Source organism: Glaciecola sp. G7-5, assembly GCF_055808975.1.
The window spans coordinates 631388-646429 of sequence record NZ_CM147892.1 but is presented as its reverse complement, the minus strand read 5'-3'; the positions used below and the strand labels follow the sequence as shown (position 1 = coordinate 646429).

The 15042-nt window shown below is 42.2% G+C and carries 15 protein-coding genes; 9 read left to right on the top strand and 6 right to left on the bottom strand.

Annotation, left to right across the window (positions count from 1 at the left end):
• Positions 1 to 127 precede the first annotated feature (127 nt).
• The 3 genes from AC0L6H_RS02900 (at position 128) to AC0L6H_RS02890 (ending at position 3630) form a co-directional block, all read left to right on the top strand.
• Entirely contained in the window at positions 128 to 1531 is a 1404-nt protein-coding gene (locus AC0L6H_RS02900; RefSeq protein ID WP_473392470.1) for a hypothetical protein, read from the top strand.
• Between the two features lie 152 nt (positions 1532 to 1683).
• Positions 1684 to 2091 (top strand): ankyrin repeat domain-containing protein, encoded by a 408-nt coding sequence (locus AC0L6H_RS02895; RefSeq protein ID WP_473392469.1) that lies wholly within the window; start codon positions 1684 to 1686, stop codon positions 2089 to 2091.
• A 228-nt stretch (positions 2092 to 2319) separates the two neighbouring features.
• The gene (locus AC0L6H_RS02890) at positions 2320 to 3630 is read left to right on the top strand and encodes an APC family permease (RefSeq protein WP_473392467.1); all 1311 of its coding nucleotides are present in this window, start codon (positions 2320 to 2322) and stop codon (positions 3628 to 3630) included.
• Positions 3631 to 3812: 182 nt separating this feature from the next.
• Here AC0L6H_RS02890 and AC0L6H_RS02885 read toward each other — a convergent pair whose 3' ends face one another.
• The 3 genes from AC0L6H_RS02885 to AC0L6H_RS02875 form a co-directional block, all read right to left on the bottom strand.
• On the bottom strand, positions 3813 to 4799 hold the full coding sequence (locus AC0L6H_RS02885; RefSeq protein WP_473392466.1) for a glutathionylspermidine synthase family protein: 987 nt from the start codon (positions 4797 to 4799) through the stop codon (positions 3813 to 3815).
• A gap of 146 nt (positions 4800 to 4945) precedes the next feature.
• Positions 4946 to 5788 carry a mechanosensitive ion channel family protein gene (locus tag AC0L6H_RS02880; protein ID WP_473392465.1) on the bottom strand — a complete coding sequence of 281 codons (843 nt, stop codon included), beginning with the start codon at positions 5786 to 5788 and terminating at the stop codon, positions 4946 to 4948.
• A gap of 32 nt (positions 5789 to 5820) precedes the next feature.
• A complete protein-coding gene (locus AC0L6H_RS02875; RefSeq protein ID WP_473392463.1) occupies positions 5821 to 6606 on the bottom strand; it encodes a hypothetical protein in 786 nt (261 codons plus the stop codon).
• A 230-nt stretch (positions 6607 to 6836) separates the two neighbouring features.
• Between AC0L6H_RS02875 and AC0L6H_RS02870 the strand changes: the two genes are divergently transcribed.
• On the top strand, positions 6837 to 7076 hold the full coding sequence (locus AC0L6H_RS02870) for a type II toxin-antitoxin system CcdA family antitoxin (protein ID WP_473392462.1): 240 nt from the start codon (positions 6837 to 6839) through the stop codon (positions 7074 to 7076).
• Positions 7076 to 7375 carry a CcdB family protein gene (locus tag AC0L6H_RS02865; protein WP_473392461.1) on the top strand — a complete coding sequence of 100 codons (300 nt, stop codon included), beginning with the start codon at positions 7076 to 7078 and terminating at the stop codon, positions 7373 to 7375. Before AC0L6H_RS02870 ends, AC0L6H_RS02865 begins: the two co-directional genes overlap by 1 nt.
• A gap of 96 nt (positions 7376 to 7471) precedes the next feature.
• On the opposite strand, the gene AC0L6H_RS02860 is transcribed toward AC0L6H_RS02865, so the two are convergent.
• The 3 genes from AC0L6H_RS02860 to AC0L6H_RS02850 all read right to left on the bottom strand — a co-directional run bounded on the left by AC0L6H_RS02860 (position 7472) and on the right by AC0L6H_RS02850 (position 11821).
• Positions 7472 to 9226: a CotH kinase family protein gene (locus AC0L6H_RS02860; protein WP_473392459.1), complete on the bottom strand. Its 1755-nt coding sequence runs from the start codon at positions 9224 to 9226 to the stop codon at positions 7472 to 7474.
• Positions 9227 to 9296: 70 nt separating this feature from the next.
• Complete coding sequence (locus tag AC0L6H_RS02855) at positions 9297 to 10190, bottom strand: DNA ligase (RefSeq protein ID WP_473392458.1); 894 nt, start codon at positions 10188 to 10190, stop codon at positions 9297 to 9299.
• A 482-nt stretch (positions 10191 to 10672) separates the two neighbouring features.
• Positions 10673 to 11821: a hypothetical protein gene (locus AC0L6H_RS02850; protein WP_473392457.1), complete on the bottom strand. Its 1149-nt coding sequence runs from the start codon at positions 11819 to 11821 to the stop codon at positions 10673 to 10675.
• Between the two features lie 268 nt (positions 11822 to 12089).
• On the opposite strand from AC0L6H_RS02850, the gene AC0L6H_RS02845 reads away from it, so the two are divergent.
• From AC0L6H_RS02845 to AC0L6H_RS02830, 4 genes are read left to right on the top strand one after another with little or no spacing between them, the layout of a single operon-like run.
• Positions 12090 to 12599: a YgjP-like metallopeptidase domain-containing protein gene (locus tag AC0L6H_RS02845; protein ID WP_473392456.1), complete on the top strand. Its 510-nt coding sequence runs from the start codon at positions 12090 to 12092 to the stop codon at positions 12597 to 12599.
• An 11-nt stretch (positions 12600 to 12610) separates the two neighbouring features.
• On the top strand, positions 12611 to 12973 hold the full coding sequence (locus AC0L6H_RS02840; RefSeq protein ID WP_473392454.1) for a YacL family protein: 363 nt from the start codon (positions 12611 to 12613) through the stop codon (positions 12971 to 12973).
• Positions 12963 to 13586, top strand: a complete 624-nt coding sequence (locus AC0L6H_RS02835; protein WP_473392453.1) for a GNAT family N-acetyltransferase — start codon at positions 12963 to 12965, stop codon at positions 13584 to 13586. Before AC0L6H_RS02840 ends, AC0L6H_RS02835 begins: the two co-directional genes overlap by 11 nt.
• Positions 13586 to 14959, top strand: a complete 1374-nt coding sequence (locus AC0L6H_RS02830; protein WP_473392452.1) for an NAD(P)/FAD-dependent oxidoreductase — start codon at positions 13586 to 13588, stop codon at positions 14957 to 14959. The genes AC0L6H_RS02835 and AC0L6H_RS02830 overlap by 1 nt, the downstream gene beginning before the upstream one ends.
• The last annotated feature ends 83 nt before the right edge of the window (positions 14960 to 15042 follow it).

Sequence of the window (15042 nt, the reverse complement as noted above, 5' to 3'; positions counted from 1 at the left end):
TGGAAAGAAACATTATTATCATTGATTCATCCTGAAGACCGATTGCTTCACGAGCAGACGCTAGTCTATAGTGTTAATTTGTCCTATACTCGAATTAGTTCGGAATAATTTAAAATGGATTTTCGTGGTGAAATTTAATAGCAAACTAAACTTCATTCTTATATTCGCTGCGCTCGTTTGTATTGTCGTCTTATTAATTCAGTTGTTTTCAGATTCAGCTAATCCCCAAGCAAGTCAAGTGGATAAACAGATACAAAAGACGGTCTCTTCATCAGATTTTGTTACACAAACAAAAAAAAGTAGCTTGCCCTCAACCGCAAATACAAACGACTACCAATATTGTAAAAAGATGGTAGGTGACAAGAGAAACAGCGCATATGATTGGGCACGCAACGAACAGGAAAAGTGGCATACGTTTTTGCAGCAAGGTTTCTCTTTGGATGAAATAACTTTAGCAATAGAGTATTTCACAAATTCAAATTTTGCGGTCAGTTTTAGGTACGAACAATTAATCGCTAATTCGTCATTTGTACAAAGCAATCGGCAAACTAATGAAAAAATAAAGCAAGAATATCCTGAGTTTTCGCCATCTAGTTTCCCTGGGTATTTTGAAATAAAAGTGCCGTCGCCAGAACTCGAAAACTTTAAACAATTAACGCCAACAAAGAAAAGCCAACTATTAGATGAAAATAAGCCCAACGTAGACGACGTTGCCTTCTTCATTAGCCAACCTGACATGGCTGACTCCGATATCCTGATGATGATAAGCGCACTTGATGATCCCAAGGCACTTGTGGGTCATCAAAATCGTAAGCAAAATGGAGAGATAGTATCGTTATTAGATTATGCGATTGTTGCCTCTCGACCAGTAATCGTCGAAACCCTTCTAAAACAAGGAGTAGAACCCACAACTGATCAATATCTAGGTTCTAGTATGGAATGGGCGCTTAGTACTTTGAATGGCAGTCTAAATAAACCGTCGCGGTCATCTGCAGTAAAAATTGTTTCTATGCTACAAAGTGTCGGCGCTAAGGCTCGTTTTTCTGTTAAAACCGACATGCAAATTGAAGGTCATTTTCCACGTCGCTTTTATGATTTTGATGCACAAAAAATTACCTCGCTTTTGCAGGAAAACAACTTAGATTTAACTCAAATTGAATCCCGAGAAGTGCTTAGGGTCGATACACAAAGTCCACTTATTACTTTATTAAAGAGACAACAAGCTGATTATTTATCTGAGAGGTTTAACATTATCGAGCTAGAGGCGCATGTTCAGGAATGCGAAGCGACACTCGACAAAATCAATAAAATGTGGACACCAGAGAATCCTGAAACTGTGGTGCAAAAGATTATGGACGAATTCCCTGATTCGCCCCAACAAATAATGCAGATGCTGGCAAATATTGATCCATTTTTAGTCGATTATTATCGACATCAGCAAGGCCTTTTTCAATTTAAACAAAAATATGTAAACAATGTAGAATCGATTGTTTCGCCCATTAATGAAAGGGCAGATTCTAGACGTGATTGACGATTTTTCAGGTTTGGAATTAACAGATGCAAACAAAAATTGGATTTTCTTACAAATCCTCATGTATGACTTTGCGTTTTACGACGAACTGGTAAACAGCCACCTATACATTGATAACATTCCGTTTTATGCCTATCGAAAAAAGATGTTGCATGCAGATTCGCTTGAGAACTCTGCTGGAGTCAGGTGCTAACTTTTTCGAGCCCGACAAAAACAACAAAACCCTAGTGTTTTACGCTGTCCATCATAGAAACATTAAATCTCTTGAATTTCTTTTAGAGCAAAGGGTGCCATTTAATTTCGATGAGTTGGGACAAGACCCACTACATCTTTTATTGAATGTTGATGGTAATCGTTTTCAGCCGAATACTGTGCACGAAATTGCCGATATATTGATGCATTATCAGCCGGTAATTGATCAATTTCACTTAAGTCGAATGGCGCTCATTAAACTCAAGTACCTACAAGTTTATGAACAATTGGTTGCGCAATACCCGCAATTGTCTGTTAATGACAATACGCCTTTACCGCGTGTTTCTTTACAGGGCTTATATTTTTGAATGATTTTATCGAAATTTTCAAGCTCTCTGACCCCATTATTTGAACTTTAGCAGTCTGTTGTTTTTCGTCTACCATGACGGTGGTCAGTTTGCTGAAATCAATCACTTAAGTTTGCGCTGGTTATCTATTGTAGCTTATACGTGCTAGGGTGGTTAAAAAATAAACAACAAAATCTACCTAAGATTACGGTTAGTTTAATAATAAAGGCACGTTACGGAGGATGGACATTGAAAAAAGTCATGGGATTTTGGCGCTGCTGGGGGCTAGTTGTCGGTATAATGATTGGCAACGGAATATTCATGTTACCAGCTGTTTTGGCTCCATTTGGTAAAATGAGTTTACTGGGTTGGGTATTCGCCGGTGTTGGAACCATTTTTATTGCTTTGATGTTCGGTTTGTTGGCCAAGCGAAACCCTTTGTTAGGTGGACCCTATGCCTATACCCGAGAGGCATTTGGCGACCTCACAGGTTTTTTAATAGGCTGGGGTTATTGGATTGCTGTTATTACAGCAGTTGCTGCTGGATCTTTGGCTATTACGGGTTATCTCGGATTTTTCTTTCCGGACATAACTTCAAATCCATTATATAGTGGTATTGTTTCGTTATCATTAATTTGGCTGGTTACCGGATTCAATGTGGCAGGTATAAAAGCGTCTAGCACCTTTCAATTAGTTACCTCTTTACTGAAAATCATGCCACTTTTTATTATTGCTGCTGGCGGCTTATTCATCGGCGAATTTTCAGATGCTTCAATAACCGCTGTTAAAGACGTAGCGACATTCGATAATATTTCACAAATGATAATGATCATTATGTGGGCGTATGTCGGCGTTGAAGCGGTTACTCTTCCTTCAGATGATATGGTTCTGCCTCAAAAAAATATTCCTAAAGCTCTCATTGTAGGCACGCTGACTGTAATGGCTGTTTATTTGCTGATTTCATATGGCGTCATGTTGCTCGTGCCGTTGGATGCTTTAGCGAACTCAACTTCACCTATCGCTGATGCGGCATCTATTATTTTTGGCCCCTGGGGCGCGGGACTGATCGCTATTGTTGGTTTGGTTTCAATAATTAGTAACGTAAACGCGAACGTTTTTATTGTTGGTGTTATGCCACAAGCTATGTCACAAGATAAAATATTCCCAATATATTTTGCTCGCTTGAACAAATCCGGAGTACCCGCAGTAGCAATTGTGTTTTCAGGATTATTAGCGTCAGCATTAGTGGTTATGAATTTTTCAGAGGGATTGATGAACGCTTTTAAAACTCTGATATTGCTATCAACACTTGCAACATTGTTACCTTACGTTACTTCAGCATTGGCTGAGTTGGTATTGCAGAAAAAGGACTATTCTGAGCACAACAAAACACAGTGGTCATCTTTTGTAATTGCTCTCATCGCTTTGGTATTTTCTATTTTTGCGCTGATTGGCTCAGGCGTGATGATTGCGTTGCAAGGTACGATTTTAATCGCTGCAGGACTCCCCTTGTATTACTGGTCCAAATCCCAGGAAAAAAAGATTCTGCTCAAGGCCTAAAGTATTAGATGGTACTGTCGAGTTACTTAATTCGGCCTAACAGCATAAATAACCAGATATAATTTTATTACCTGGTTGGTCTTGCCTGACACCTTTGGGGTTCCCACTTTTGAAAAAAACCTCAAGACCTTTGTGTTTGAATGATTTTATCGAAATTTTCAAGCTCTCTGCTCCCATGATTTTCATGATTTTATAAAACTATCGTCATCAATTGTCCGTAACGCCATGCAATCGCTTTCTTTGCCAATGATCATCGATTCACTTACCCGAACTCCGCTCCCTGCGTAGTGCCCCGATGCGGTAAAGGTACTCACTTGAACATAATACTTACCTATTTTCGGGAGTGCGAAAAGTTGCTGATATACTTGAGCTTGCTCAGCAAAGTTACCGCCTTTGTCGGCTAGCAGTTCGTTGTGTTCGTTAATTAACTGAATGTTTTCGCCACATCTTCCAACAATGGGTTTTACAACATAACCTGTTTCGAGTAGTTCATCATTTAAGGTAAAACTTGTATTGAGTAATAATGGATGATTTGGAAATAAAGTCCACAGAATTGGTAAGATTGCTTTGTTGCTGGGGATCAAAGTCCACATGGGTTCATAAATCATAATATGATCGTTAAGCAATACATCCGACAATTGCACTTTATTTTCTTCGCTTAATTGCTTGTCGTTTTGTTCATCGCGGCGTAACTGATCAATTGCCGTTTCCCATGCCCATGTTTTCCAAACCCAACGAATAGTATTGCCCTGTTCATCGATTACGTTTTTGTTTGCATTCCAATTTAGCGAACTCAAGCCCACAACTCGAACGCATTCATAATCACCTACCAATGGATGGCGTTGTGAACCGTTTTTAAACGAACGTAATGGTAATTCTTGATTATTTGCCACATCTCTAATTGAACGTAAATTAAATATTTCATAGGCCATCGTCACATCGTTAAATATGAGGCCTTTATTGATATACAACCAACGCCTTGCATATTCTACGCATTGCCATTTATATCCCATGTAAATGCCATCGTAATAGCTTCGAAAGGCCGCACGATTTGGATATTCTGCTTGATTTACTGTTTCGTAATCAGAAGAGTAGGAAGTCACATTTCCCAAAGCAACACCTATTGGCATCCCAAATGGCAACGAAGTTTTTATAGTTGAATCTTTCATATGCTCTATTAACCAATAAATGTAGCCGGTGTACGGAAACTAGGGGGATAAGCCTGTTATAGGCTAATTTAGCCACATTGCAAACTTAAGATGGGCTTTAGGTAATAATTATTTATACCCACTCTTGCAATTCCAACTACTTATCTTTACTTCTGATTACTAATAATGGAAATTGGGATCGGATTGGTTGCTTCTCCTGAGTATAGACTAACGTGAGGAAACGGGATCTCTACGCCTTGTTTGTCGAAGGCCTCTTTAATTTCTTGATGGATTGTATTTTTTAGCGCTAAGAAATTTTCTCGTTTTGCCCAAACAGAAAATTGAATATCAATTGATGAATTGCCGAAGCCTAAAATAATAAATAAAGGTGCGGGTTCTTCTAAGCACATGTGATTGGCGTCGGCTAGTTCTTGCAATATCGTTTTTACTTTTTCGATATCTTCTTTATATGCCACGCCAACTTTAATATCTGCTCTGCGAATTGGAAATTTTGTAAGGGTTGTGACTTCGGTCTTTATCATCGATTCGTTGGGAAGTCTTACAAAGAGGTTGTCGAAAGTTCTTACTTTTACCGACAACAAATCAATAGAAATGACTTCACCTACAGTATCACCCACTTTAATGTTATCACCCACCGAAAACGGCCTTTCCATCATTAAAAATAAACCGCTAATTAAATTGGATGCTGATGTTTGCGAGGCAAAACCTAATGCGACAGTTAGAATACCGGCGGCCCCCAATACTACGCTTAAATCAAAGCCAAGTTCTTTCATAACTGACACTGCAGTAAGAATTAGTACCCCATAAAAGACGATCCTTTTGACCAGCAATAAGCCGTGCGGCGTAAACTCAAAAATGGCTAAACGGCCTACGCCATTTCTGGCTAATCGCGCCAGAACGTAGCCAATAACAAGTATTAGTAATGCTTTACCGATGGAAAACAGATGGGTTTGACTTAAGAAGCCAATAGTAGATGTATTCTCTTCCAATGCTAACTCTCACTTTTAATTATAAAATGCGATTACGCAATTAAACTCTTAATAGACCGAATGAAAACGTTTGAATCTTCACCTTGTCTGGCTTTACTTAACCTAGCATATTCATTTTGTTTTTTATTTTCGTTTAGTTTGTTTACTTCAAACGACGGTTTTTTCGCATCTTCATGATGCGTTAAACAAATATTGTCTGTCCAAAACTGGCCGCCGTTATCAACATACAAATCTAGAAAAGTCATCGGGATTTTGATGCGTTGAATATTCAAGGCTTGTTTGTGTTCGTTAATAATATCAATGCGAGTGAACACGCGATGAGAACGTTTTTTTAAACTTGCCAAATTAACGTTCGCTTCAGAATACTTTGCATAGCATATTTCGCCAACCATGTTGCTTTCACCAAACCAAGAATCTGATGGTTTCCACAAGGGAATGTCAAACATTGCGTCTGAACTGTTGTTGATTGAAAACGCAATCCACAATTGAGTGCTGACAAAAAGTTGAGTCTTTTCACCAGACAAAATAGTGATAATTGAACCTGGGCGAATTACCATCGCGCGGTCTGCCAATCTAGGCATAACCGTGAGGTGAGAATGGGTTTGCTCGACTAAAAAACGCTGAGTAGCGGGCGTTGCAAGAAAGTCATTGTTACTTGGCGTTTCTAGCTGCAAGGGGTTTGCGTTTTCTTCTTTTGTTTCAATATTCCAAACACGCCACTCTCGTTCATTGCGTTGCACAGCAATAGTACGTTCACCAATGCGCCAAGTTTTACACTCATTCAGTGCAAATTCAATTTCTCCCCACCATTTACTCATATGCTCACATTTCCTGTGTTGTTCGCAATTAGGACTAATGTAGTTTTAAGTTGGGCCGCAGTCTATTGTTAATTCTATTGGCCAACATAAATAATAGCGTTTTCAATTTACCAAAAACCACAATTTGTCGTGAATTTGATATGTCAGTCAGTAATTTTCTATGATGCAGACACACCTTTTTATACACAATATTAGTGTGTATAATGGTGTGACTATTATTAGGAGGTCTCATGTTGCCACAAAAAGACAAGGCAAAAAAACGCACTAACCTTTCAATTCAATTGCATTTATTGTCTGAAGCGAAAGAGTTGGGCGTGAACATATCAGCGTCTGCGGAACATGGGATTGCACTAGCCATCGCGAGTGAGAAAAAGAAACGCTGGCTGCAGGAAAATAACTCTGCGCTCTCAAGCTCAAATTTGTTCGTAGAAGAAAATGGCTTACCACTTTCCAAATATAGAGTATTTTGATGGCTAGATTTTCGGTCTATAGTAACAACGATAGTTTTGGGTATTTACTGGACGTACAGTCAGACATACTCAGTGGGTTGAACACAAGAGCCGTAGTGCCATTGCAACGAGTCGAAGATTCACCAAAAGCAGCTGACTATCTTAACCCTATATTTGTGATCGAAAATGAATCTTACGTAATGTTAACGCAATTTATTGCTGCAATACCTGAAAGCGAACTAAATAAACGTGTAACCAACCTTACGGAGTTTCACTCTGAAATTATGACCGCGCTAGACATGCTATTTACAGGTTTTTAGCAGTTGCGTATTTCGCTTAAGCCGTTTGACCACTCGTAGCTAACAATGCTGCCGTCGTCGCGCGAGCCACCGGTATTAAGTATAATGGTGCATTATTCAGCGTTTTTTTGTGCGTAGTGTAAACGTCATTAGTATTAACAAACTAAAGCACGCGAGGCTGCCGCCACCTGAACTTTGTGGTTCAGGAGCAGGTGTTGGGGCGGGCGCTGGGTTTGCGGCGGCCGCAGTTGTGGTGATGTTAATGCTTGAGCTTGCACTAAACCCGAAGTTGTCGGTAACAGTAAGGGTTAAGGTAGTTGTGCCTACGGTGTCTAAGGTAATTTCGGGGCGTATGCCGCTTAAGCCGTTTGACCACTCGTAGCTAACAATACTGCCGTCGTCGTCGCGCGATCCGCCGGCATTGAGTGTAATGGTGCTGCCTACTTCACCGCTCATGTCTGAACCTGCCGCAGCAATGGGAAGGCCTAAAGAATCGATAACAGCGGCTTTGCGAGTGGCATACCAATTTTTTCCACTAGTAGTGGTAAACAAGCGATAGTTTGGCTGATTCCCCCAATATGCAGGTCTGTCGGCAATTTCGTCGTTTTCATTGGTGTCGTTTTGTAGGCTGTTTTGAATATTGCTATGCACTTGGTTGATGTAGGCAATGGATTCGCTTTCGGTCATAAGCCCAGCTTGTTCAACAAGGGTTTGGGTGTTGCGTAAAAACTCTCCCAAGTAGTTATTTATACTGAGTATTTTGTCCACAAGCTGCGGGGTGTTGTCACTTGCGCCAAACTGCGCTGGGATTTGTTCGCCCGAATCACTCACAATGGCAGACGTACCTAAAGTATTGTCGGTATCGTAAGGGATGAAATGAATCACTTCGTTTTCGTCTACATAAAAAAGGTAATTGTTAGCGTTGCCCCAAAAACCATCCCAATGGCCAAGCACCGCTTCGGCAGCTAAAAATTTTAAGAATAGAGGCATGTTGATATGCCGCTCGGCGTAATCTTTAAATGCATCGCCTTCTAGGGTGCTTAAGTTGCTAGCTAAGCGCACTAATTGTTCTTTTGCTTCGGGGAATTTACTGCCCTTGCTTTTGTATTCAAAACTGGCGTCGTCGGCATCGGCTACGCCGTCCCAGTCTTGTGTTATGCGTGAAAATAACGCGGGACCATAAGCCTTGTAGTTACCTTGCCATAAAAAGCCACCGTCGTTGCCGGCAAAGCGTTTGTCGAGGTATTCGTGGCGATTTACGCTTTCATTTAAACGATAAATACCAAGATACTTTTTGCTTTGGCCTGCTAGCTGCAAATACACTTTTACTGGGGTAGAGCTGTGGGCGGTGAAAATGTCAAAAGCTTGCATGATGCGGTTGCTGAGGTTTTCGCGCACAAATGTTGGGTCGTTATGATAGCGCTTGAGTTTGAGCGCGGCGATCCCTTTTAAGGATTGGTCGTCTACAAATTCGTCGAAATCGAGGGTGAAGTTTGCCTGCGCTAAATTGCCAGCACTATTAATGGGGAGCACAAAGCTGGTATTGCCGCTAAGCTTTACACCTATGTTACTTAAGCTATATTCGGTGCCGTAGTTTAGATAAGTCATACTAGCGCTTACTTCTTCGCGATTTGACTGGCTAGATGTGAGCAAGGTCTGCCAAGCGGCGTCGTCAAAGCTTAGGGTAATTTCCGATAAGGTGTTGTTGTCGTGCCAAAAGATATGATTGGGATCGCTAAGGTAACTGGTGTTTTCTTGGCTAGTTGCGGGCGGGCTCATGACTAACAATAACAAGGCGCAAACTAATATAAAACGATGCATAAGCATGTAAACCCCAAAGGCAAATAATAAAACATCGCTAGATACTACCATTGTTTGCAAGCTTTGCTTTATGCAAACGAATGCAGTGGTGACTTTAGCCCCGTTCCTGCACATTGTCATATTAATACGGTGGGCGTACTCTTATAAAACTGGCAAATCTTGGTATGCCTCGCTTGGTAAAACCGTGATAGGCAAAGGTAATGCGCGTGCCAATTGCCGGAGGCTTTGCGCGTTCTTTGTCACTAAAACCACTGCCAATTTTAAAACGAAATGTTTGCCCTTCGTCACTAATATACTCTACTAGTAGTGCCCCCATTTTACCCTTGTATTTGCCCTTGCCGGGGAGATGTTTGATAACGGTAGCCTCGGCATCCATGTATTGTTTTAATTTGAGTAAATTACTGTTGCGCCCGCCTATAAACAAGGCTTGTTCTTTTTGTAGCATTAGCCCCTCGGCACCTTTAGCGGTGTATTGATTCAGCAGGTCCATTAATGCAGCGGTGCTGCTTACTCTAAATTGAGTTACTGGCTGAATGTGCGAAAGCTTGAGTTCATTTATTAGCGCGGTGTAGTTGCGTACCCGCTGGCCAAAAGGCTGAGCATTGTTGGGCGCGTCAAACACCATATACTTGATATGTTGCCATTGTGAGTCTATGGGCGTGTGTTTACTGACCGCAGAGGCAACAAACTCGAACTCGTCCCGCTTATACCATAGCTCGCCATCAAGCCAAACATTAGGCAATTTTTCAGTAAACCATGCAGGCGCATGAATTCGTTTACCTGAGCGCGTACGCAGTTGTTGGTCTTTCCAAATTGCCCGAATACCATCGTATTTTTCACTCACGAGGTAATGCTTAATATCTTCTTGCTGATATACCTGGGCTAGCTGAACGGGCGCTTTGTTGACTTCGGCTAAAGAGGCTTGTGCACTAAAAGCACCTTTGTTATAAAGCCAAATTAATACAATTAGCAGGCATTTTATTAAATAGAGAAACGTTGCTTGCTTGTTCACCATCACACCTTCCTTGTGTTTATTACTTATTTTTAGCATAGCGCTATTCAGCGAGTGCAAACAACTGTCCCTAGTGAAAACTATCCCAAAGGACAGCTATAGATTTGCATATGTATTGCTATGCTTATTACATCTCCCCTTCTCGTCATCTTTGTGCTCCCCTTTTCGTCATCTTTGGGCTCCCCTTTTCGTCATCTTTGGGCTCCCTTTCACGTCATCTTTGCGCAGGCAAAGATCTCCCAAAACATCCTAATTCGCCATGCAACCATCTTGACGTATTAGGAGATTACTGCCTCCGCAGTAATGACGATGGGTTGGCGCTGTGATGACGGTGTGGTTGGCATAGGAATGACGGTCGGGTTGGCGCTGTGATGACGGTGTGGTTGGCATAGGAATGACGGTCGGGTTGGCGCTGTGATGACGGTGTGGTTGGCATAGGAATGACGGTGGGGTGGGCACAGTAATAACGGCGCCGAGGTGCACAATCACCACTTCGGCAAACTTGGCTCCAGTTTTCTCATTTGTGCATAAATGGGCTTGGCGATTTTTTTAAAGCCTGTTTCGCTGGGGTGGATTTCGTTTACCCAGTCGGTTTTATTGCCAGGACGTAAAGTGCCTTGTGTGTCGACCATATAAATACGGTCTAGATGCTGGGGCAGCTTAGTTAAAGCTAGTAATTTATCTCTAAAAGCACCTAACAATATTTCGACAATTTCTAAATGCAGGGATTCGGGAATATTGCGCTGGCACAAATAGGGATATATCCACGGTTTGGTTTTAATTAGGCCCCAAAAGAAGCTTGCACCGTCTTTACTTGGTTTGGCTATATCGTATGAATGGGTAATGATCTTCGCCTGTGGAGTGTGGCGGTTTCGAAGTTCTAATAATTGCTCGAAAGCCATTAACACAGCGCTAAGTTTTAGTTCAAATTGATGGGCGTTAATGCATTGTTGGGCGCTAAAGCCTTCTTGATAATCGTTTAGCAAAGCTAGCATGTCGCGTTTGCCTACAATGTCGTTACCGCCACCTGAAAACAGAATGAGTTTTATGTAAGGCGCGTTTTTTTCGAGCACGCTTTCAAAAACCTCTTTTTGCCGCCCCGACATCATGTTCACTGCTTCGTCGCCGTTGCATGCCATTCTGAGTAGGTTTGCAGTATCAGTGCCTTTTATGATTTCTTCAATTTGATGCACTATGTTGATATCTTTGCCAATAAGTACCCATTTGCGTGGGTAGGCAAACCAAGAGTCACCTTCGGTCACTATGCCTATTCTTTCAGGGTGGCGCTTACAGATATAATTAAAATCACTTCTGAAGTGAGTCAATCCGGTGGTAGACGCGATCCGGCGGCGGCGCTGTATAGCGGTTTCTTTTGGCATAACATACTTCCTTTGGTGAGCAAGCAATGTGTAGTCATTCACAATAGTGCATAAATTGAACATATTCAAGCGTTTGGGTATTTTCTCAATGTTGTGTAGACTGCCGCCCTCCGTCATTACTCTCCCCCATACCGTCATTACTCTCTCCCATACCGTCAATACTCTCCCCCATACCGTCATTACTCTCCCCATACCGTCACTACTGCCGCCCATACCGTCATTACTGCCGCCCATACCGTCATTACTGCCCCCCATACCGTCATTACTGCCCCCATACCGTCATTACTGCGGAGGCAGTAATCTCTTAATACATCAGCGTGATTGCTTGGTAGAATGAGGTTGTTTTTGGAGATCTTTGCCTGCGCAAAGATGACGGGGGCGGGGCGCAAAGGCGACGGGGGAAGGGGCGCAAAGGCGACGGGGGAAGGGACGCAAAGGCGACGGAGGCGGGGGAGTATGGAGTTCAAATATAACAAAGGTAAGAGGACAACAATGGCTCTACTATTAAACAGGTACAACTAGCATGGCAGCACTTCCGTATTTGAGCCATTATTCTGCTGAGGTGCAAGGGCAGGTGCTGGGTCTTATTGAGCAAAATAAAGTGGGTGAATGGCTCAAAAGCCGGTATAAGGATATTCATAGCGTATCGAACGACAATGATTTGCGTGAATACGTGATGACCATGAAAAACAGCTATATGAAGAAAACCCAGCCTCTGAGCAAGGTGTGTTTTGACAGCAAATTGCATATAGTGCACCAAGCACTGGGTTTACACAGTTTTGTATCGCGTGTGCAAGGGAGTAAACTAAAAAGCAAAAATGAATTGCGCGTTAGCAGCTTGTTTAAACAAACGCCTGAAGCATTTTTAAATATGATTGTGGCTCATGAATTGGCGCATTTAAAAGAAAAGGAGCACAATAAGGCTTTCTACAAATTGTGCCAGCACATAATGCCAAATTATCATCAGGTAGAATTTGAAGTACGGGTGTATCTCACCGAGTTTGAGAGAAATGGTAACGTTTTTTTAGATTAAAGAGGTGACGTATGGACTACAGATTTATGCGAGAAGTAAGCGGTAAACCTATCGCGCAATGCGAAGACGAGGCAAGCTCTTTTGGCGATTGGCTTAGCAATGAAATAGGTGATGACAAAAGCGCAACAGCGGCTTTACTTGATGTAATTGAGAAATTGCAGTCATCTCAATTGGCATCACATAAACTAAAAGGGCATGACCATACCTTGGTGTTAGACCAAGACGAAGCCATGCTACACAATCATTTGGGCTATTGGGACGAAGACCAAGCATTGCCCGAAGGTACCGAACTGGATCAACAAGATGCAATGGGCTGTGGCTTGCAAGATTTAAAAGAATTGCTTACCTCATGGGCAGAGTATATTGAAAACTAATATTACATACATCCAGCTAACACCAGAACACTTCGATGCGGTCATTGCGCTGGGCAATACTGTGCATGGAGACAATTACCTAAGCCCTGCACTGATTAAAGATATTTATGTAAATGGCTGGCGAGATAATATTAACGCCTCGTGGGTAGCTCTCGACACTGCACGAGAAAGCCTTGACACAACAGACCCAAGACAGATAGGAAGTGCTTACTTAATTGGTTTTAGATTGACCTTGGCACCAACGATGTGGCGTATCGATAAATGGTGTTCGCCTGAATTATGGCCTTATCCGCCAGAGGATATTTGCTACTTTAAATGCAATACCGTAGACGATAAATACCGGGGCTTAGGCCTTGGTAAAAGCTTATTGTTTAAGTCTATAAACAGCGCCAAGCAGCAAGGTGCGAGAGCTGGTTTAGCTCATATTTGGTTGGCAAGCCCGAACAATTCTGCCTTTGGTTATTTTAGTGCCTGCGGCGGTAAACTGATAAAAGAGCATGCCAATAAGTGGCAAATTCATAGTATTGAAGATGGCTACGATTGCCCAGTATGCCCTGACATTTGCTACTGCAGCGGCGCTGAAATGCTATTGAATTTTGACGACAGCGCCTAATGTACGACCCCATTAGCGACGCCAGTATGCCCACTACTTTTAAGCGCCCTGACAGTTTTTGGGCGGCAGCCAATACTGAGCAAACGCAATTATTTTTGCCCCAGTCTGCTGATATCGAGACCGACGTTGCCATTATTGGTGGCGGCTTCACTGGCCTGTCTACCGCCTTGCATCTGCGTAAAGACTTCGGCGTTAGTTGTACAGTTATTGAAGCAAACCAACCCGCTTGGGGTGCCAGTGGCCGTAACGGCGGGTTTGTATTACCCGGCACTGGGCGTTTGGGTGTAAAACAACTTGAACAAAAGTGGGGTAAACAAAGCGCCCAAGCTATTTATCATGATTATTTAGAATCGGTAGATAATGTAAAAGCCTTAGTAGATACCACTGGCAATAGTAGCCAAAGAATTGCTTGTGATTACAGTCAAGGTGGTTATTTAAAACTCGCTCACAAGCCCGAGTTAGTAGAAGGCTTGCATGCTCAAGCCAATCTGCTTAGCAGTGATTTTGGTGACGCTATTGTCGCGCTAAACAGCAAGCAAATAAAAGCACAATATTTACAGGGCGCGACTGCCTATGGCGGGATTTATTATCCAAATGCGTTTAGCGTGAATCCGTGGAAACTTTGTCAAGGGATTGCACAAAGTGCCCACCAGCACGGTGCGCAAATTTTGGGTAATACAGCGGTGCTCAGCACAGAATATAAACATGCTGAGCATCATATACATACTAATAATGGCGTAATAAAAGCAAAACGTTTAGTGCTTGCAAGCAATGCCTACGGTTTACGGAAGTTACACTCTGCCATAAAAGATCGTATGTTCCCGGTGATGTCGAGTATTTTGGTCACCAAGCCACTAACAGACCAACAACTAGCGCTCATTGGCATGCACAAAGGCTTGATGGTAATGGATACACGCACGCTAAAATACTACTACCGCCTGCTTCCCGACAAACGTTTATTGTTTGGCGGGCGAGGGCCAATTACCGGAAAAGAAGCTAATAAAACGCATAGCAAAACGCAGTTGCTAGCGGGTCTACGGGCAACATTTCAGCAATTAGAAGGCCTTGAGATAGATCATTTTTGGAGCGGCTGGGTAAGTGTATCGTTAGATGACTACCCCAGAATATATAACGACAAAAACCACAATGTGTTTTATAGCGGGGGTTACTGCGGTGCAGGTTTGGCATTTTCAATTCAGGCAGGAAAACGTTTAGCGCAACTAATGTGCGCACCCCACGAATTACCAAAACTGCCCTATTGGCAAACACCACTAAAGCCATTTCCTGTCGCTGGGCTTAGGCGAAGTGCACTACGTGCTTTTTACGCCTTCGAAGCAATAAAAAGTAACTTTCGTAAGCCTAAAACGAAGTAAATTGATAATTTCTATTTCCGATGATTTACTAACTTAATCAATGGTTTAGTGTGCATTTATTTCTATTCTTATAACTCAACTTA

Bases quoted from the DNA above. Each gene is read 5' to 3' on its own strand.
- AC0L6H_RS02855 (WP_473392458.1), bottom strand. From the start codon at position 10,190: ATGGTGAACAAGCAAGCAACGTTTCTCTATTTAATAAAATGCCTGCTA.
- AC0L6H_RS02895 (WP_473392469.1), top strand. From the start codon at position 1,684: ATGCAGATTCGCTTGAGAACTCTGCTGGAGTCAGGTGCTAACTTTTTC.
- AC0L6H_RS02865 (WP_473392461.1), top strand. From the start codon at position 7,076: ATGGCTAGATTTTCGGTCTATAGTAACAACGATAGTTTTGGGTATTTA.
- AC0L6H_RS02845 (WP_473392456.1), top strand. From the start codon at position 12,090: ATGGCAGCACTTCCGTATTTGAGCCATTATTCTGCTGAGGTGCAAGGG.
- AC0L6H_RS02885 (WP_473392466.1), bottom strand. From the start codon at position 4,799: ATGAAAGATTCAACTATAAAAACTTCGTTGCCATTTGGGATGCCAATA.
- AC0L6H_RS02840 (WP_473392454.1), top strand. From the start codon at position 12,611: ATGGACTACAGATTTATGCGAGAAGTAAGCGGTAAACCTATCGCGCAA.
- AC0L6H_RS02830 (WP_473392452.1), top strand. From the start codon at position 13,586: ATGTACGACCCCATTAGCGACGCCAGTATGCCCACTACTTTTAAGCGC.
- AC0L6H_RS02870 (WP_473392462.1), top strand. From the start codon at position 6,837: ATGTTGCCACAAAAAGACAAGGCAAAAAAACGCACTAACCTTTCAATT.
- AC0L6H_RS02850 (WP_473392457.1), bottom strand. From the start codon at position 11,821: ATGGGGGGCAGTAATGACGGTATGGGCGGCAGTAATGACGGTATGGGC.
- AC0L6H_RS02860 (WP_473392459.1), bottom strand. From the start codon at position 9,226: ATGGTAGTATCTAGCGATGTTTTATTATTTGCCTTTGGGGTTTACATG.
- AC0L6H_RS02875 (WP_473392463.1), bottom strand. From the start codon at position 6,606: ATGAGTAAATGGTGGGGAGAAATTGAATTTGCACTGAATGAGTGTAAA.